The sequence below is a fragment of the Bacteroidales bacterium genome (assembly GCA_014860585.1).
Taxonomy (GTDB): domain Bacteria; phylum Bacteroidota; class Bacteroidia; order Bacteroidales; family 4484-276; genus RZYY01.
On sequence record JACZJL010000152.1, the window covers coordinates 1 to 21,189 of the forward strand.

Sequence of the window (21,189 nt, forward strand, 5' to 3'; positions counted from 1 at the left end):
GCCATGGCGCCGGGTAAGCTTTCTCCACAGCAGCTCAGGGAAATCATGAAAGCAACTGCAGACGATATTGATTACCTGAACCCCGATGTTGCAGGGCAGATAGGTGTTGGCAGAATCAATGCCGTGGCAGCACTGCAGGGTGTGCAGGATTTTCTCAACGGACTGGAAAACCCGCAGGCTTTGAATGCCATTGCCGCAGGCCCGACGCAAATCAACCTTAACTGGACAAAAAATGAAGATAACAATGATGTGATGCTGGTCTTTACCGCCAATGACAATTTTGGTACACCGGTTAAAGGTACAATTTATAGCCCCGGAGATGCCATCCCCGGAGGAGGCATAGTGCTATACCGCGGCTCTGCCAACACATTTTCGCATACAGCCCTGGAGCCAACTACTGTTTACTTTTACCGCGCTTATTCTTACAACAGTTCCAATCACTACTCCTCCGGCAAAAAAGCCAATGCAATAACAGACAAGGCTACTTCTATTCAATCTCTTTTCCATGAAACCTTTGAAGCGGACTCGCCAACCAGAGCATCCTGGACGCAGATTCAAGAAACAGGAACGGGAAGCTGGTCTTTCGCTACCGGAGCAGGTGGTGGTTCTATTACTACTGCCAAAGCCGGAACGTTAAATGCCAGGTTTGTAAGTGTGTCAGGGACCAATAGCCCTATCACCAAACTGGTTACACCTGTTTTGGATATCTCCGGATTAACAAACCCTGAAGTGAATTTCTGGTATGGTCAGGAAGTCTGGGATGGTGATCAAAATCAGTTAAAAGTTTATTACCGGATCAGCGGTTCTGACCCCTGGGTTGAAATAGCACATTATACTGGCAATGTGAATACCTGGACTAACGTAACGCTAGCACTTCCTAATCCTTCCTCAACTTACCAGATTGCCTTCGAGGGTATAAACAACTGGGGATATGCCAATGTACTTGATGAGGTTATTGTCAGCGATGCCTTATCGGCATCAGCAACCTACGCAGCCGGCCACATTTCTACCGATCATCCTTTTGATCCTTCTGGTGTATCCACCTGCCCGGGTAGCTTGACGGTGAATATTCCAGCAGGCGCTGTGATTACTGGCGTTGATGTTGCGTATAATATGACAGCGCTCTCGCCTGCATTTAAGTCTCACCAACAATCAAGGCTGGTTTGCACCTCAAGTGAGGGTAAGTACGAGGCCAATATCTATTCAGGAACCGGCGATGTTGCAGGAACCCAGTCTTATTCCCGTACTGGGCTTACTATTGCCAACGAAGTTTCAGGCGGAGGGAATATCGAATTTAAATTACACTCATTTAGAACAGCGAGTTGGGCCATAACAGATGGTTGCACTCAAGATTTAAACCGAGTGGACAACAACACCTGGACAGTTACGGTTAATTACTATTTGCCGCTACCTGCCATCCATTACACACCACTGGCTACGACTACACCGGTAACCGGCAACCGCAACCTGGATGATGTTCACATTTCAACAAGTCACCCCGACGGCATTGCCACCGGCGGCAATGCTCCACGCATATACTGGCGCGTAAATGCCGGGTCCTGGCAAAGTGCAGCAGCAGCTTCCTTGAGCGGTAACCTCTATGATTTTGTGATCGGAACTACAAGCTTATCCATTGGTGATATGGTGGAATATTTTGTGATCGCACAATCGGTGAGCGGCGACATTGTGGCCAATCCCGGCGCAGGGCTGGTTGCCACTGATGTAAATACCATCACTACATACCCGGTTAATCCTTACACTTACACAGTTGTAGCAGGTCCACTTGCCGGTATTTATGATATCAGTACCCCAACATTTAATCAACTCAGTGGCAGGAATATTACTTTTGAGAAAGTAGTCAATAAAGTGTGGAAAGAGGTTTGGGTAGCTAATGAAATAGAGGATGATAAGCAGGAAAAGGCAAAAGAAACCTCGCCCGGCAGAGAACCGGTTTTGGCTGATCCTGTGGTTGAAGCTTCTTCCCGTGTTCAGGGTAACTACAAAATGATGGAAGTGGAAGAAATCACCTATGTCCCAATGGAGAACGGAGAAGTTTATACAGGTCCGCTTTTTGTGGAAAATACAGACAAATCCAAAGAAATTAAAGGAACCTATGCTACCATCACAGCGGCTGTTGCTGCCCTGAACAGCCTTGGGGTCAGCGGTGCAGTGAATTTCCTACTCGAAGAATCCAGCTATTCCGCCGGCGAAACCTTTCCGGTTGTGATCAATGTTTCCAGCGAGCACAAACCCGATGCAACCAAACCGGTGACCATTAAACCCGGTACGGGCAAAACAGTGAGTGTAACAGGCTCGGTGGCTGATGGGAACATCTTCAGCATCATCAACACCAACTTTGTTACTCTTGACGGTTCCAACGCAGGAGGTACTGACCGCAGCTTAACACTCGAAAATACCAGTGCTACTTTCCCGGAAGTCATCCTGATTGGTTCCTCAGGAACAACACCTGTAGTCGGTTCGGGGGTAAAGAATTGCATTATGATCAACGGCGCCCAAACTTCATCTGCTGTGGTGGTAACTGCAGCAGACGGCACTGCCGGCTACTTTAATGATATTACCATTCAAAACAACAGCATCAGCAAAGCATATATTGGCGTGTATGCTTTGGCGGCAGTATTACCCGGAAATGGAAACGGGTTGATCATCGCTGATAATGACCTCAATTCAAGCGGAACAAATTCTGTCAGATTGATTGGAATTTATGTCCAGGGTGTTGATGGTGCCACAGTGTTAAATAATACGGTGTCGAATATCTCTAACGCCAATAATGAGTTAGTCAGAGGAATCCAATTCGCCACTGGTACTAACGGCGCTATTTCTGACAATATAGTTAGCAATGTTGCAGTCACCAACACAGGCACATCAAGTGCTTTATCAGGAATTTACATTGGCTCAGGTAGTTTAGCCAAAAGTGTTAAGGTTACTGGTAACTCAATCTCACAACTGACTAATTCAGGAACATTGGCAGGTTTTGCAGGAATTATCAATTTTACTCCGAATGTAGAAATTACCGGCAATACAGTGCAAACCATGACGCAAAACGGAGCCGTTGCTTTGTGGGGCATAGTTACCTCCGGCGCAAGCAGGGTGGAGATTTCGGGTAACACTGTCAGTGGTATTACCACCTCCACTACCGGTACGCCCAATGGCATCAATATTCAGGGCGCCAGCACCAGTGTTACGGTATTCAACAACCGAATTTCCAATATCAAGAATACAAATGCAGGAGGATACAGTTCTGTTGGACTGGCCCTATCATCCACATCAACAGTAGCCGATGTGCTGGTTTACAACAATTTCATCTGGGATGTGGCTGGATATGGATACGGTTCTACCACCACGGACAATGGTTATGGCATTCGAATTACCAGCGGTGGCGGCTACAGGCTTTATCACAACAGCGTGAACCTTGCCACAAACCAAACTGCCACAACCGGGATTCCAGCCTGTTTGATGATTGCCTCAGGACTTGGCGCCAATTCGCTTGATATTCGTAACAACATCTTCTCCATGGCGGCAACCGTGGGTACAAACCGATGCGCAGTGATCTGCAACTCAGCCAATACGGTGTTTTCAGTCATCAATTATAATGTTTACCGCTCAACGGGTACAAATCTTGGGTATATTGGATCTTACAGAACAAACATTGCAGGCTGGCGGACCGGTACCGGTCAGGATGTTAATTCAATCTCCGTCGTTCCTGATTTTGTAAGCGCTACCGATCTTCATATTTCGGGTGGTTTCGCCTCACCATTAGCAAGTGTCGGTACTTACTTAAACGCTGTTAACGAAGACATTGACGGCGACCCGCGCAATACTCCGCCCTTTATCGGGGCAGATGAGTTTGGCCGTTCATGGACAGGTACACAAAACTCCGTTTGGAACAACAACAGCAACTGGAATCCCAATGCACCCACTTTAGCTACCGAGGCTGTAAGGATTCCGGCAGGCGTTCCCAATTATCCCGATATCACTGTAGCAGCCACATGTGGCTACCTGACCATAGACCCTGGCGCTGAGGTAAAAATCGCTCCGGGAGGCTCGCTCACTGTTGCTGACAAACTGGAGAATAATGCCGGGAAAGACAAACTAGTGATTAAATCCGACAATACAGGAACCGGCTCATTGCTACACAACACACCGGGCGTTGAGGCCACCGTTGAGCGCTACATCCCCGCAGCAGGTTATCACCTGGTTTCTGCTCCGGTTACACAGGCATCGAATCCGATAACGGGCTGGTTCCTTTGGTCATACCTGTATGAGTTTGATGCGGATAACCAATTGTGGAGTGCGATGGGAGGGTCAACAGGCACACCGCTTAACGTGAAACAGGGTTATATGATCTATAAATATCCCGGTGCAAAATGGAATGCTGACACTACCTATGCTTTCCGGGGATTGCTCAACAGCGGGGCTTTCTATGCTGATGTTTCCTACCCCAATGTGTCCGGCAATTACAATCTTGTTCCCAACCCCTATCCTTCTGCCATTGACTGGAATGCAGCTGCAGGCTGGACCAGATCAAACCTTGCCGGCTCCTACTGGATGTGGAAACATACGGAAGACAACTATGGCGTGTGGAATGGTATAACGGGAACATTTGACGTCACCAAAGACATTCCGGTAGGGCAGGCTTTCTTTGTTCAGGCCACTGCTGCTGACCCAATCCTTGCATTGAATAACGATGCCAGATTACACAGTAGTCAGGCATTTTACAAAGAGAAGGAGGAGTTGCCAAACCTAATCAGACTCAACGCATCATTCAATACTTACAGGGATGAATTGGTTGTGCTTTTCGATGATGTGGCCTCAATGGAATACAACAATCAGGAAGATGCAACCAAGATGTTCGGGGGAACAGACGCCCCGCAAATCTACAGCCTGAGCCTGGAAGAACAGAAACTGACCATCAACATGCTACCACTTTCGGATGAAAAAATGGCTATCCCGGTTGGCTTTGAGCTTAGCGTTGAAGGTGAAGTAAGTTTTACAGCATCCTCCATCGATACTTTTGATCCGCAGGTTACCGTCCATCTCTGGGACAGGCTCACAGGCGCCATGACCGACCTGCGCTCCAGCGGGGAGTACACTTTCTATCATCATCCTGACAATCCTGCCGAAAGGTTCGATCTACTCATCAACAGCGCCGTTGGTGTTGATGAATTACCGACACCAGAAGCCAGCGCCTATTTCCACGATGGCTGGCTCTATCTGAATATTTCTGAGAAGGTCACCGGAATATCAACAGTAAACCTGTTCAATGTGAACGGTCAGCTGGTGTTCAGCAGTCAGGCTCAGCCCGGGCGCTCAACAGTTGCTGTTCCCGGATTAAGTACCGGCGTTTACATGGTACATCTCTTCAACGAGCAATTTTCCATTACCCAAAAGATAATAACCAGGTAAGTCTTTCACTAATAACGCTTAACTATTAACAATAACGATTAACAAAACTCAGTATAAAATGAAAAAGAAAATCTTTCAGTTAATTTTAACAGCTTGTTTGGCCTTGTTTATATCAGGTGCAATTTTCGCCCAAAACCCACCACCTCCCCCGGGGGATCCGGGTGGTGGCGGCGGGAATCCGCCTGTTGGTGGCGGTACGCCGGTTGGCAGTGGTATGGTAACTTTAATTGCTTTAGCGGCTTTTTATGGCGCCGGAAAAACCTATCAATTGACAAAATACAAAAAAGCCAGATAGTTCGTTTAAAGAACTAATTAATTTTTTAATTTGTAAAAGTATCTGTGAGGCTCTGAATAGAGAAATTATGAGCCTCACAGATGTTTTATACCCAAAGTCAAAAAATTCATGATGGCCAAATCTCAACACAACTAACCGATAATTTTATTTTAATGAAAAGACAAATTACTTTTTTATTTTTCAGCATGTTGATGCTGTCGTTTCTCATCATACTTAATGCTGGAGAACCCTATTTTAGAAATTCAATTTACATAGTTAAAAAGGGAGAGCGGCCTGCTGTTGACCTTAGCATAATAACTAAGGATAATTATGAAGCTGGTAAGATTTACATAAAGATTATTCACGGCCTTGAAGAAAAAATTCCAGATTTAGTAAACAAAGCACAAAACTACCAATTTGTAATCACCGGGGTAGAAACGCTTGATGCGCTTAACAGGGAATTTGGAGTTACTCAATATAAACCATTACTTTTTGGGCTTTACGATGTGTCGCCAAATTCGGTGCAATTTCGCGATCGTCACAAAGCATGGGGATTTCATCTTTGGTTTGAGTTGACATTGGATGAACTGGTTGATCCAAAGGAAGCAATGTCAAAATTTGCAGCGCTTGCTGAAGTTGAAATAGCTGAACTTGCCTTCAAAAAAGTAAAAATTGAACTTAATACTTCAGGAATTAAAGCCATTGAGATAAGCATTGAAAAGGAAAAACAGGAAAAAGACGGCCGATGGACGCCAAATGATCCGCGCTACAACGAGCAATGGCATTACCACAATACCGGGCAACAGTCGGGAACTGTTGACAAGGATATTGACCTTCCTGAAGCATGGGAATTCGAAAAAGGCCACAGTGATGTTATTGTTGCTGTAATAGACGGTGGTGTTCAATTTAATCATCCCGACTTAGCGGCCAATATGTGGCCTACCATCGGACCAGATGGATTATCAACCATCCCTGATGATCATGCCAGTCATGTTGCAGGTACAATTGCTGCGGTTACCAACAACAGTACCGGCGTTTCAGGTATTGCCGGAGGAACGAGCTCCGGAAATGGAATAAGAATTATGTCCATTGACCTGTTTGATGGATCGCACGGTCTTTCTGTTCTAGGAATGATGACCTATGCGGCTGACAATGGAGCAGCTATTTCACAAAATAGTTGGGGATATGGTTCACCCGGTGTTTATGTACAGAATGAAATTGATGGGATTGATTATTTTAATGCGAATGGAGGAGGTGTGGCATTGGATGGTGGGATTACGATTTTTGCAGCCGGTAATGATAATAGCGATGCGGCCTGGTGGCCGGGTTACTACAGTGGCGCAATGTCAGTAGCAGCCACCAACAACCAGGATGTAAAGTCGTATTATTCCAACTATGGGTCATGGATATCTATTTCAGCACCTGGAGGAGAAACTAACAGCGTAACAGCAAGGGGAGTGTTGAGCTCTGTAAGCGGAAGCTCTTATGCTTTTTACCAGGGCACCTCCATGGCCTGCCCTCATGTATCGGGAGTAGCTGCTTTGCTGATCTCTTATGCGCACCGGAATGAATACACTTTGCAGAATACCGATGTATGGAACCTGTTAGTTGATAATGTTGACAATCATTATCCCGAAAATTCTTCATACATCGGTAAACTTGGGTCGGGAAGGCTGAACGCTCACCTGGCCTTGATTGCCCTTGAAGAGTTGATGAATGGGGTGCAAAATCCTGCATCATTCTCAGCTACACCCGTCAGTGTAAGCCAAATAGACCTTGGATGGACAAAAAACCCCGACAACAACGACGTTATGATTGTCTGGTCGGCTACAAACACTTTCGGTACTCCTGTTGACGGAACTGTTTACACTACCGGACAAACCATCCCGGGTGGTGGAACCGTTTTGTATCGCGGAAACAATTCAGCCTTTCAGCATACAGGCCTTGATGCTGCCACAATTATTTATTACAAAGCTTATTCGTTTAATGCCACCAACGAATATTCACCCGGCCGGATAGCCAATGCATCTACGTTTTGCGGTGTTTTTATTTCCCTTCCCTTTACTGAAAATTTCAATGTTGCCCCGCCCATACCTAACTGTTGGGAAAATAACGACAATCAGGGCAACGGGCAGGTATGGCAGTTTGGAATAATTTCAGGATACACCCCCAATCCCACTCTAAACGGCAATTACGCCTACCTGAACAGCGATGATTATGGTAGTGGCAATACACAAAATACTGACCTGATTACACCCACACTTGATCTGACGAATTATTCAAATGTAGCTCTTTCTTTCTCACATTATTACAGACATATAAGCTCGTCTGCAACATTGTCCTATAGCATCAACAACGGTAATACCTGGACTTTGATCCAATCCTGGACGGCCACAACAACAAATCCTGCTACATTCAATCAAGTAATTGCAGCAGTTGCGGGCCAGGCGCAGGTGAAATTCAAATGGAATTATACAGGAACATATGGTTGGTATTGGGCAGTTGATGATATTGCCATTACCGGCGATCCTTCAGGTCCGTATGCTGATTTTTCAGCCAATCCAACAACAGTATTCACGAACGAAGTAGTTACCTTTACCGATGCCTCAGGAGGTGGAACCTTAACCAGCTGGAGCTGGGATTTTGGCGCCGGTGCAAGCCCTGCAACTGCCCTAACGCAGGGACCGCACGAAGTGACCTACAGCTCGACCGGAAGTAAAACCGTAAGTCTTACAGTAAATGGAAATCTCACCCGGACGAAAACCAACTTTATTACAGTAAACCAAAGCCCTTTTACACCGCCAAGACAACTTGAAGGTACTATAAATAATTACACCGATGTTAGTCTTACCTGGCTTTCGCCCCTGCTAAACGACGGATTCGAAGTGTATAGTAATTTTTCCCTAGGTTATGGCAGCTTTACCCAGCGGGATGTTGATGGCAGTGCAACCTATGCAATACAGGATGTTACATTTACGAATCAAAACTACACAGGTTCATTCATTATTTTCAATCCATCTCAGACAACCCCAGCGTTAAGTGGTGACTGGGCGCCATTCACAGGGCAAAAGTATGCGGCTTGCTTTGCAGCCACAACCCCACCAAACAACGACTGGCTTGTTACCCCAAAAATAACTGTGTCGCCAGATGAATGGTTTAGTTTCTATGCCAAATCAGTGACGAACCAATATGGCCTGGAGCGTTTCAAGGTTGGGATTTCAACAACAGGAACACAATCTGCCGATTTTACCATCATTTCAGCAGGCAGTTATATTGAACCGCCAATCACCTGGACAAAATACAGTTACGATCTTTCAACTTATGCCGGGCAGGAAGTTTATCTTGCCATCAACTGCTTATCAAACGACGCTTTTGTGTTGATGATTGATGAGTTGAAGATTGAAGGAGGCCCCAGCAAAGAAACGGAACAATCTGAACCTGATTTCGCAGTTATTCCCCCGGATTTCAAACCTCTTGAAAAAGTAAAAGGCGAGGGTGGCCCTGTGATGCAGTCCGATGAACTGAGATTCTCCAAGTCATTCGGATCTTTCGATATATACCGTAATAATAACCTGGTCGGATCCTCTTCAGATTTTAGTTTTAATGATGCAGAACTTTCTCCTGGTTCTTACACTTACACCGTAAAAGCTAATTATGTTGATCCTGTTTACCAGTCTGAAGCTTCAAATTCAGTTCAATTGCTTGTGGCAGCGAGCCGTTGGAAAGGCACTGCAAGTACCGACTGGTTTACCAATACCAACTGGACCGGTAATTCGGTTCCAACTGCAGCCGATGATGCCCTTATTCCTTCGACCAGCGTAACGAATTTCCCGGTGATTTCAGGCACTGAAGCAAAAATTGTTAATCTTGAGATTGAAAGTGGCGCCAACGTTAATATCCTGCCAACCGGACAACTTACTACATCCGGCACGATTACCAACAGCCAGGGTAACGACGGACTAGTGATCCAATCGGGCGCAAGCGGCGCCGGTTCGTTAGTACACAATACAGACAATGTGCCCGGTACCGTTCAGACTTATATCACCGGAAGCAGTAACCTGGCCATTTACAAATACCACTTTGCTTCCATCCCGGCCTATTATGCAAATCCACTGTCCGGATTATTCCTTGGGTCTTATCTATACCGCTTGGATCCTACGCAAATCAATGAAAACGGTTATTATGGAAAATGGGTTGCTATGGGGGGATCAACTATTAACCCGCTAAATCTCGATCAGGGTTACATGATCTATTACCCTGATGCTTCAACGATTTATTCTTTCGAAGGCCATTTGAATAATGGCAGCTTCAGTTGCGGGGTCACGGGTAATGCCGGTAATTATACCTTCAACCTGGTTCCAAATCCCTATCCTTCAGCCATTAACTGGGGGGCAACCTCAGGTTGGACTCGCTCAGCAGGCGTTGGAGGGGTATGCTACATATGGAATGGCGTCAATTACACCAGCCTAACATCAGCCACTGATAATTATATTCCGGTTGGCCAGGCATTTATGGTGATGGTTAATAATGAAACCTCACCACAGGTAGCCATGAATAATGATGTCCGTGCACACAACAGCCAGGCCTTTTACAAATCAACCAATGCACTGGAAAACTACCTGACCATAAAGGCCGAAGCCAATGATTATTCAGATGAAACCACTGTTTGGCTTAATGAAGAATCCACAACTGACTTTGACCTGAAAACAGACGGTTTTAAATTGTATGGCATTGTCGAAGCGCCACAGTTGTACTCGACATCTTCTGATGGTCATAAACTTTCCATCAACAGTCTGCCTTTTACCGGCGGTAAAATGGAAATTCCGGTTGGATTTGAATTGGGTGTAACCGGCGAGGTGAAATTCACTTTCTTGGCCACCGAAAGTATCAACCCTTCCATCCCTGTTTACCTATGGGATCAACAAGCTGATAAGATGACTGATCTCCGTGCTACTTCCACCTACACCTTCTTCCACGAGCCTGGTAATGACGCCATGCGGTTTGTGCTGCTCATCAACAGCGCCGTTGGTGTTGATGAATTGCCAACACCAGAGGCCAGCGCCTATTTCTACGATGGCTGGCTCTATCTGAATATTTCGGAGAAGGTCACCGGAATATCAACAGTAAACCTGTTCAATGTGAACGGTCAGCTGTTGTTCAGCAGTCAGGCTCAGCCCGGCCGCTCAACGGTTGCTGTTCCCGGTTTGAGTGCCGGCGTTTACATGGTACAACTCTTCAACGAGCAATTTTCCATTACCCAAAAAATAATCACCCGGTAACTCTTTCACTAATAACGATTAAAAATAAACTACCAATGAATAATAAAACTCAATATAAAATGAAAAAGAAAATCTTTCAGTTAATTTTAACAGCTTACTTGGCCTTGTTTATATCAGGTGCAATTTTTGCCCAAAACCCACCACCTCCCCCGGGGGATCCGGGTGGTGGCGGCGGGAATCCGCCTGTTGGTGGCGGTACGCCAATAGAAGGTGGAGTTGTTACTCTTATTCTACTTGGAGCTGCCTATGGCGCCAGTAAAGCGTACAAACTGAAAACCCGTAAATAGCAGCTAAACCGCTCTCTTTTCCAGCAATCGCTAAACAGCTTATCTAAAGTAAGGCTGACAGGAAACAAAACAAATAAAACCCCGGGCTATCTTTCGACAGACCCGGGGTAAAACCTCACATTAATCCTCACTTCATTTTAGGACAATCTTCCTGAAAATGCGTTGTCCGTTAATTTCGATTTTGGTGAAGTAAACACCGGCATTGAAATCAGTCAGATCTAAAGAAGTCTGGCCGGCGGTTAAAGTTTCGGTAATCAGCACAACCTGCCCCCGAACATCGGTCACAATGATTTTAGCGCCGGATTGAAGACCGGTGATGTTCACCACGCCATCCGAAGGATTGGGGAAGATGTTGATCAGACAAACAAACTCAGCGAACTCAACTCCGTTAGAACTTTCAAACCCGGTGATGGCCGAAAGGCCGTTTTCGGTGAAGTGTCCGTCGGATTGGGGGAGGGTTTGGTCAAATGTGGGATTCAAACCTGTCAGTCCCGCATGTGCGGGATTGAGACCTGACAGGTTTTTGAAGAAAATCATTTCGCCTTCAAAGAACCCATCTTTCTCCGCTGTTATCGGATCATCGCCAAACACCGTGAGGCTGATGATTTCGCAGTTATAAACTGTTGCTCCGAAGCAATTGCCGTCCTGATCGTATGCACCTATGATTGCTCTCTGTTCAAAACCTTTGAACGCTTCGGGCAGGATGGCGATGGTGTGGGTGGAGGGGGTGGGAGTGATTTCCAAACCTGACAGGTTTTGATCCCGCTCGTGCGGAACTGTCAGGTTTATGGAACTCTTCATCCCCGTAAAATCCACTACTCCGGGGGCTGTCAGCAAAACATAGTAAGCTTTTCCGGGAAGAAGAATGCCTAGGGAATTAATACCAAACTCCGGCCAGAAAACTCCAGTTCCAGCTACATCCTTTGCAATCACAAACCCGTTGACCGGTGAGAGCAGACCGGCAGGATCGGCGCCCTCAGGCGTGACGACTGGCAACAGACTCCAGCCGGCATCAAGCCAGACATTTTTGTTATTTTCCACATATCCTTCTACCGCAAGGGTGCATTCTGCCAAAGTTTTAACCTTAAAAGCTGCGTGCTGATACCAGTTGCCAATGGTGTTGATATTTTGTCCGGGATAATACATTTCTGTCATGGTCTGGGCAATGATCAGCTCATCGGTAACCGGGGCAAACACATCTTCCATGGCAGGATTTAGTGGCTGGAGATAACTTGACAAGCCACCCCAGCCAGCTGGAAGTTCAATAAAATGGGTTTCCGGCTCGCCTGTAACCTCCATATGAGCCGGGAGGTAATAGAAGGGCTCATCAGGATCGTTGGAATGGATCAGGAAATAACCGATATAAAAGCCAGGATTATATCCTGAGGCATCAAAGGTTACGATCATATTCTGGTATTCACCAGAAAGCACAGCAGCCTGGGAAGGACCGATGGAAAGAAAGGGAAATCCTGGTGAATAAATCCTTACATCATCAATGAACCATCCGGGGAAAGAATTAGCGATTTCATCCCCGGTGTCAAATAGAAACCGGATTTTTATTTCATTTTCGGCATATTCCGAAATATCAAGTGTGGTAACGATCCAGCTTTCTGCGATCCCTGTGGCATCGTCGCGGATTCGCCACCAGTTTTCTCCCCCATCGGTGCTGATATCTACATACAGCCAGTCAAAACCCTCCTCAACATCATAATATTCTTCAAATTCAAGGTAGATGGTATTGCCCCAATGTGGTAATCTTACCGATGGTGAAATGATTGCTTCCGTCACAATATTCGAATTATAATAAGTCCCGGTAAGTTCGTTCCCACACCACCAGACATGTTCCGGCGCATTGACATCAATATTTATCTGATGCCATTGGTCTTCCGTTTCCTGGTAATTTTCAATCTGCCAACTATTTACACCATTTTCCATATCATCAAAAAATATATTGACATCACCGGCTCTGGTCGCAGGCATTTTGTCCCTGATTTTTGCAGGTTTTACCCCCAGCAAGTCGTCATAGTGATAAACCGGAGTCTGCTCCTGATTCGGATCAATCCGGGTATTTCTCTTTGACTCTTTAGTTTGGAGGGGCACTTTTTTCAAGGCACGATGATTCTTACCTTCCATTGCCTGAGGGATAGTGAATTCCAGTATTGAAGGATTTTCGCCAAAATTGGCAATATCAAAAGTTTGGATTTCATTTCCACCAACCGGCAGCGAAGCAAATAAATAATCGATATCCGGAATTTCAAAATCAGGAGCAAACTTGCATTCTGCATGAATTGTAATGAACGCGTAAGGATGCAGTGGATCGCTGCTGGTGATTACCAGGCCGGAACTAAACGGTCCGGTCTCTCCTGGATCAATGTATATTTCAGGGTAAATACTTTGAGAAGGTTCGATAATAAACTCATCCCAGACGATCGTAATACCACCATCAAGCGGGTAAACCTCAAAGATTTCGAGTGGTAAGGCGCCCTGGTTGGTAATTTTAAGTTTTAGCATTTCAGGGAATCCCAGGAAATATTCACCATAATCAAGTACAACTGGGGTAACAAACAGGCTGGCTTCTTCCATCACAATAAGGTTTACCGGAACTTCAACTATCTCCTGTGTACCCGTATTGATAACCTTTATTGTAGCCGAATAATCACCCGGGGTCAGCCCTGTTGCATCGAACAATACCATTACCTCTTTGGTTTGCCACCCCTCAATTATATCCTCCATATTTTGTGTTGGCTGGGATGCTGAAATTCCATAGTCTTTATGGTACCAGTCAAGACCATTGGCATCAGCAGGTGGCGTGAGAATTTCTCCCGCTTCTCCAAACATAAACCACATGGCTTCAGGCTCATTATAGTTCTCATCACCCCTTTTGATGATTTCGACACCATTGACAATGAGTTGGCAATCAAAACCTCCAAAAGCACCGCCTCCATATATACCATTGTAAACTTCGATGGCAATGCGGTTTCTGCCAGGTTGTAACATCCAGGAGACATCCAACTCATGATCCCAATAATTTAATCCATGTACTTCATCATAAAAATCGAATTCAAGGATCCCATTTATCCAGACACGACATCCATCGTCGAAGCCTAAATAGAGAATTGCCTCATAAACATATCCTGTTTCAATATCTTTAATGAATTGGGCATTATCCGGGGAAATGGTAAGAAGATTTTCGTTTTCATAAACCGGCGTAGAATTGTATTGCCACCCCAGAGATGATGTCAGAGGAGACCCACCGCTGGCATAATCCATTTCCCACCATAACCGTCCGCTGGCATCGTTTGGCGGAGTTAATACCTGGCCAGCCTGACCGTAAACGTGCCAAAAGGCTTCAGGCTCTCCATTAAACAAATCCCCTCTGCTGATTTTATTCACACCGTCAACCACCAGCTGACAATCAAAATAACCTCCTCCTCCCCCGCCATATACACCGTTTAAAACGATAATCGAAAAACGGTTTCTGCCCTCAATCAGATTTTCGCTAATATCTAATTCCTTGTTCCAGTACTCACCACCGTGCACCTCTTCGCTGAAATCGAATAATAAACCTCCGTTCAAAATTACCATACAGCCATCGTCAAAGCTGAGGTAAAGGATTGCCTCTTCATAGGTTTCTATTTCAACATCTTTGATAAAATAAGCATTGTCGGGTGATTCGTTTAAGAGATATTCATTCCCGCCAAATGGGGCTGACCAATAGTTCCAACCCAATACATCAAACTGATCAACGGAAGTATTGCCGGAAATTGTGTTAAGGTTCAGCCACTGATAACGTCCGTAATCTTTTTCCCACCAATGCCTTGCATACACATCATTGGTTGGCAAAAGCTGTTGCCCGGTTTCACCGAAATAGAACCACATGGCTTCGAGCACACCATAATTTTCATCTCCACGCTTTATCAGCATCTGACCGTCCACCTCCAGTTCGCAATCGAAACCGCCGTTACCGTCACCGGCAAAAACCCCATTGAAAACTACTACAGTGATTCTGTTAGTTCCAGGTGTAATCCACCCGGTAATGTCAATTTCCTGATCCCAATAGCCCACATTATGCGCATTGTATTTATCGTCAATGACCAAAATTCCATTCACCCATGCCCGGACACCGTCATCAAAACCCATCCGCAGAAAAGCTTCGTTGAATTCACCGGAAACTTTTAAATCTTTAATAAACATGGCCTGGTCAGGGGACGAACCCAAAATTCCATCGTCACTGTCGAGCGGTGTTGAGCCATAGTTCCAACCCAATGCCTGAAGCGGCGCCAGGTAATTAGTCTCAATTTCCAATCCATAGCTATTCCCATCGTTGTTGGTGATGCTCATTCCCTGCGTACGTTTCTCCCCGTTAATCAACGCTTCCTCAAAATATTCCGGTGTTACAGTGAATGGTATTGGAGGAGGTGCACCATTTCCCTGTACAAAAACTGACCAAACTCCCAGGTCAGGATGGTCGCATTCGATCATGATCTCGTCTGAGAAAAAACCTTCGCTTCCGGGAGTGAATGTTACTGTGATCGCATATTGCCCGCCATTGGGCTGAACAATGCAAGAGACAGGATCTACAAAAAATTCATTGGTTGTGTTTGTGATGGAAAATACATTGATTTCATCATCACCATAATTTGTGAGAATAATATGCATAACACCAGATCCGCCCACGTTGACTGCTCCATAATCAATGAACAACGGACTAACCATAAACCCTCCTACACCCGGGCCGGTATATTTGAAGAGCATTGGCCTGAATCCCTCCGGCTGAAGGTCTATCTGCCCTCCGGCCCAACCTGTTTGCCAGTCGTACCAATCCATCACAAACACTTTGTAACCGTCAATCATCCGGTTCCAACTTTGTCCACCATTAAAACTTACCGTAAGCCCATTACGGAGATAAGCTCCACTTGAAAGCACTGTGGCAGGAGTACCGGGAATATATTTCAGATCCCAGTTTAATAAATCACCTTCAAATTCAACGATCTGCCAGGTTGCGCCACCGTCGTTGGATTCTGCCAGTTGCGTGGTTTCCCAGCTTCCGACATCCTGCAGGTATCCGCTATCGCTGTCTCTGAAAACAACCCTTGTATATGAGCTGAACGGAGATGTAAAAGCTGACCAGTTAAGGCCGCGATCATCAGAGCGGAACACCCGTCCCTTGGTCGTAGAAAACCAAATCCTGTCGCCCACCGCATCATAAGTTCTTACAATGGCATTTTCACCGGCTAAGGGTATAGGTATATTCACGGAAGGGACTTTAATCCAGTCAGCTCCGGAGTTACTGGTTGTGTAAATATCAAAAAAACCATCAACCGGATCGCCAATGGTAACACCCTCTGTGCTGTTCCAGAAGTGAACAATATCAGGAAAAGCATCAGGATGTTCAAAAACGCCAACCTGTCTGGCCCAGGTGTTACCGCCGTCAAAGGTTGCATAAATACCCGCCTGGCTGCTACTCACCGGATTGGTTTTGTAGAGCACAGCATAAGCGTAAGGCAATGCATCTATCCCAAAAATCATCGCCGGCGAAAGATCCTGATCCCCGGTGATGTATCCTGTCTGCCAACTAACACCACCAACCTCAGAGCGGGCAAACATCGGAGCATAACCACCGCCACTGACATCTTTAGCGCCTACCCACAAATCATTTGCATTCAACGTGTGAATATGACTGATTTCATAAAGCTCAGGAAATCCGGGATCCTGAATGACCCATTGACCGTAAATGACCGCAGGAGTGATTAACACCCCTAAAAGCAGAATTCTTAAGGTTTTCATAATGAGTTTAATTAATTGAAAATATGTTACTTAAAGTAATTTCAATGAGTTTTTTAGTTGAGGTAAAGGTAAATAAAACGTGGGGAATAAGTGTTTGAAAATCAATATTTTTACAAAATATTTGTTTATGCCTTAATTAATTGTTTATCAATATTTTATACATGTATATTTCTCCATATATTGTTTTACAATTAAATAAAAAACCCCGGGCCATCTTTCGAAAAACCCGCGGGTAAAACCTAACCTGGATAAACCAGAAATTACAAATGCAATAAACAAATCTCAAATAAATCCAATGTACAAAGGATCAAAAATCCAAACAATGAAAACTACCTTTCCTATGTGAGGCAGGCAGGAATGAATGTGTAGCCGTTTGATATTTGATTTTTTTTATTTCGTATTCCTGCCTGGCGGCAGACAGGTATTTGTCTTTTGATATTTGCCATTTGAAAATTCTGCCAAAAAAGCAAGAAAATAAGAAATAAGACCCTATACCAAACCTTTTACCATCATCGCCAGCCAGATACCGATTTCAGGCTGATTTAATGTAATTGGCGAAAACACCATCGCCAATGCAATTTTGGATAGGTTGGCTCACCCCCCGCACCAAAGTGAATTAAACGGCGAAAGCCAAATAAAAAACTGTAGTTTTGTCACGCCAAATCGTTCATTGAAACCTTCACCTAAATTGGTGTCAGTACACCCATTTGAGGGGACAGGATGACCGGGTTATTCACAAGTTAATTGTACTTTTGATGATTATGGTTTTATGGAGGCTGCAAATATGTTTTTTATTTTTTATTTTCATTCCAGCGCTTTTATCAGGGCAGGTTTTTGAGGATAAGGCCGATAGTTTGCATATTGCCTTGCAAACAGCCAAAAGTACAAATCAGAAAACAGACCTCTTACTTGAACTTTCTGATGTTTATTCCGGATGGGATAATGTTAAGGCATTAAAATTTGCCCATGAAGCATATTTATTAAATGCCAATGATGGCGAGAAGGAATACAAATGGAAAACCAGCAGGAAACTTTCAAAAGCATATCAAAATCTTGATAGTTTAAACCAATCCAATAGGCTCGAACTGGAAGCATTAAATATCAGCCGGGAATTGGCTGATAAAGAAAAGATTGCCCTGTCGTTGAGCGCACTTGGCGGACGTATGTTGAGCATCGGGAGCTACCAGATGGCTGGAGAATACTTGTTCGAATCCCTGGATCTTTTCGAAAAAATGAAGGACTCATCGAATATTTCAACAGTAAACATTCTTATTGGCATCATTCATTATAAATTGGACAATCCAAACAAGGCCATAGAGTATTACAGAAAAGGACTTGACCTGGCACTCATTTTGAACAACCAAACGAACATTTCAGCTGCTTTAAACAATATTGCTGCTATTTACGAAAAACTTGAAGACTATGAACAGGCATTGTATTATTTTAAGCAGGCACTTGAACTCAACCAGCAAAGCGATAATTTTTTATGGATTGCCAATAATTTCCTCAATATTGGTATTGTAAATTACCGGCAGCAGCGATACGATACAAGCCTCATTTATTTCGATAAGGCAATTTCATTGTACGATTCTCTTGACAACGACGATGGGTTGGCCTCGGCATGGAGTTATGCCGGGAAAACCTATTTTCAGTTACATCAGAATGATTCCGCCTATTTTTATGCATCAAAGGCCATGCAGGTGGCAAAAATCAATAACTTAACTGATGAGTTGATGCAAACCAGCCTTTTCCTGGGGGAGTATTTTGAAACCATTGATGTTAAAGATAGCGCCACATATTACACGATTTTTTATTATCAACTCCGCGACAGCCTCAATAGCAAAGAGTATTTGCTGCAGGTCTCCAAACTGGAACAGCAATATGATTTTCAGAAACAACAACAAACCTTTGCCCTTAAGCAACAACGAAAGGATTTTGTAAAAATAATGATCATTGGTGGCCTGTCGGCCATATTGCTCATCATCGGCCTTTTGTACAGCCGATTGAAAATTAAGGCCAAGCATAACAAGCTAAAGGAGCAGCAAATGGAAAGAGAGCTGGAATTTAAAAACCAACAAAATGCTGCTGATGTTATTGGCCTTATGAAGCGAAACGAAATAATTTCTAAACTGAGCATTAAACTAAAAACAGTTGAAGACTCGGCCGGCAAGCAGGAAGTAAAAAATGCCATCCGCAAGATTTCTGCTGAGTTGAGGCTTGCTACAGAGAAGGACATCATGCCTGAGTTTGAACTCAGGTTTAAAGAGGTCCACAAAGATTTTTACGACAAACTAATCAGCAATTATCCTGACCTTTGGCCCAGCGAACTCAAGTTGTGCGCGTTTCTAAAACTCAATCTTACGACCAAAGAAATTTCGGAACTCACAGGCCAAACCCCTACCTCCATCGAGAAAGCCCGTTACCGCCTGCGCCGAAAACTTCAAATCACATCTCCTGACACCAATCTGGTGTCGTTTCTCTCTGCTTTATAGCTACATACATCTCGAAGTCCGGTATTAGTCCGGGTATTTCCTTTTTCAGATACCGGATAAGTCCGGATTGAAAATTTGCATTCCCATCCTATGCGATTGTAGTTTTGCCGAAAATAATCCTAATGGAAAATTCCGGCAATTTAGACGACAAGAAAAAGGATGCGAAAAAAAATACTGAATTGGATGAAGCTACACTGGATACCTTGATTCAAAAAAGCCTGACAAACAATAAAGTTCTGTGCCGAATGCTTGAGCAACTTCAGAAGAAACAACTGAAAAGCAAATAGTTATAATATGTAATCATAGTTCTTAACAAATTAATTTTTTCAATCTTAATTATTCACAATTTAAAATTTCAAATTATGAGAAGATTTTTACTTTTAGCTTTACTGCCAATGCTCATTTTTAGTGCATTAGGGCAAAACATCAATCAGGGAAACCCGTCACTTGAAAAAGGATCTAAAAACACAGATCAGCTCACGGTTAGCTTTACTTCTCTCAACGAATATGTGAGTGGTACAACAATGAACCTAAATTTTGTGCTTACGTTTTCATCTTCAGTGAGTGATCAGGCAGACTTATTTCGACTTACTTTCCCTACCGGTATGACTCCAACCGCGGGAACACCAGTATTGAGTTATGTCAACCCCATTAATATTAATGGTCAGGTGGTATCCTGGGGGTCGGATCATAACAACACCGGGCAATTTTCAATCCTTGCCGGCACATACAACATTTATGTTACCGTTCAAATTAATGCCTCTCTGTCGGGCGCCCAGTCTTTAGCTTATTTATTGTCGCCCCGTTATGCCGGGTATCCAAATGTCACAGGAACAGTTGCCATCATACAGGCAGTTCCTGTCCTGCCGGCGCCCACCAACCTAAATGCTATCGTGTTTGAGGATAACAATGTGGACCTCACATGGGAGGTTGAATCAAAAGCAGTGTTTCAAAATTTCAATATTTACCGGAATGATGAGCTGATTGCAACGCCAACGGAAACAGCCTACCTGGATGAAGATTTATTAAATGGTGATTTCGAATACTACGTAACAGCTGTTTATGATGAAGGTGAATCGGAAGCATCCAATGTAGAAATGGTTACTATCGAAAAAGATCCCTGGGTGATTACTCCAACCGGAACCATACATACTATTCAGGTACCAGTATCGGTTGCCCCGGGTATTAATGGTGTGCCACTCACTGCAGGAGACTGGATTGGTGTGTTTTATGTAAACGATGAAGGCATGGAAGTGTGCGGTGGTGGTGCAACAATTTCCCTTTTCGGAAATACTGTCGTCACAGCTTATGGTGATGACATTACCACCACCGAAAAAGACGGTTTTGCTGATGGCGATGCCTTTTGGTGGAGACTTTTTGATATGAACGAAACTGCCGAATACAATGCTGTGGCTACTTATGACGCAAGTGCTCCGGATCAGGGCAATTTTGTTCAAATGGGACTGTCAAAATTGACTGCACTAAATGCCGAAGAATTTATCAGCAATTTTGTTTTCAAAGAAGGCTGGAATAGTATGTCCAGTTTCATCATACCCGAAAATCCTGCCATGGAAGATCTATTTGCTTCAATGGTTGATGAACTTGTTATTTTCAGAAATCTGACTGAAATTTATTGGCCCGAAGAG

Annotated in this window: 8 protein-coding genes; 7 read left to right on the forward strand and 1 reads right to left on the reverse strand. The window is 44.4% G+C overall.

The annotated features are described in order from the left end of the window. The 4 genes from IH598_15425 to IH598_15440 form a co-directional block, all read left to right on the forward strand. Window positions 1-5,424: T9SS type A sorting domain-containing protein (locus IH598_15425; GenBank protein MBE0639907.1), on the forward strand; the 5,424-nt coding region annotated here is incomplete at its 5' end. Window positions 5,425-5,482: 58 nt separating this feature from the next. Then, a complete protein-coding gene (locus IH598_15430) occupies window positions 5,483-5,719 on the forward strand; it encodes a hypothetical protein (GenBank protein ID MBE0639908.1) in 237 nt (78 codons plus the stop codon). A gap of 152 nt (window positions 5,720-5,871) precedes the next feature. Then, a complete protein-coding gene (locus IH598_15435; protein MBE0639909.1) occupies window positions 5,872-10,977 on the forward strand; it encodes a choice-of-anchor J domain-containing protein in 5,106 nt (1,701 codons plus the stop codon). 59 nt (window positions 10,978-11,036) lie between these two features. Then, a complete protein-coding gene (locus tag IH598_15440; GenBank protein MBE0639910.1) occupies window positions 11,037-11,264 on the forward strand; it encodes a hypothetical protein in 228 nt (75 codons plus the stop codon). Window positions 11,265-11,396: 132 nt separating this feature from the next. Here IH598_15440 and IH598_15445 read toward each other — a convergent pair whose 3' ends face one another. Beyond that, window positions 11,397-17,051, reverse strand: a complete 5,655-nt coding sequence (locus tag IH598_15445) for a choice-of-anchor D domain-containing protein (protein ID MBE0639911.1) — start codon at window positions 17,049-17,051, stop codon at window positions 11,397-11,399. 755 nt (window positions 17,052-17,806) lie between these two features. On the opposite strand from IH598_15445, the gene IH598_15450 reads away from it, so the two are divergent. The 3 genes from IH598_15450 to IH598_15460 form a co-directional block, all read left to right on the forward strand. Further along, window positions 17,807-19,543 (forward strand): tetratricopeptide repeat protein, encoded by a 1,737-nt coding sequence (locus IH598_15450; protein ID MBE0639912.1) that lies wholly within the window; start codon window positions 17,807-17,809, stop codon window positions 19,541-19,543. 122 nt (window positions 19,544-19,665) lie between these two features. Next, window positions 19,666-19,830, forward strand: coding sequence for a hypothetical protein (locus tag IH598_15455; GenBank protein MBE0639913.1), 165 nt, complete (start codon window positions 19,666-19,668; stop codon window positions 19,828-19,830). A gap of 75 nt (window positions 19,831-19,905) precedes the next feature. After that, on the forward strand, window positions 19,906-21,189 hold a 1,284-nt coding region (locus IH598_15460; protein MBE0639914.1), incomplete at its 3' end, for a hypothetical protein.

Coding starts and splice junctions, on each gene's coding strand:
- IH598_15435 (MBE0639909.1), top strand. CDS start 5,872: ATGAAAAGACAAATTACTTTTTTATTTTTCAGCATGTTGATGCTGTCG.
- IH598_15445 (MBE0639911.1), bottom strand. CDS start 17,051: ATGAAAACCTTAAGAATTCTGCTTTTAGGGGTGTTAATCACTCCTGCG.
- IH598_15455 (MBE0639913.1), top strand. CDS start 19,666: ATGGAAAATTCCGGCAATTTAGACGACAAGAAAAAGGATGCGAAAAAA.
- IH598_15450 (MBE0639912.1), top strand. CDS start 17,807: ATGATTATGGTTTTATGGAGGCTGCAAATATGTTTTTTATTTTTTATT.
- IH598_15440 (MBE0639910.1), top strand. CDS start 11,037: ATGAAAAAGAAAATCTTTCAGTTAATTTTAACAGCTTACTTGGCCTTG.
- IH598_15430 (MBE0639908.1), top strand. CDS start 5,483: ATGAAAAAGAAAATCTTTCAGTTAATTTTAACAGCTTGTTTGGCCTTG.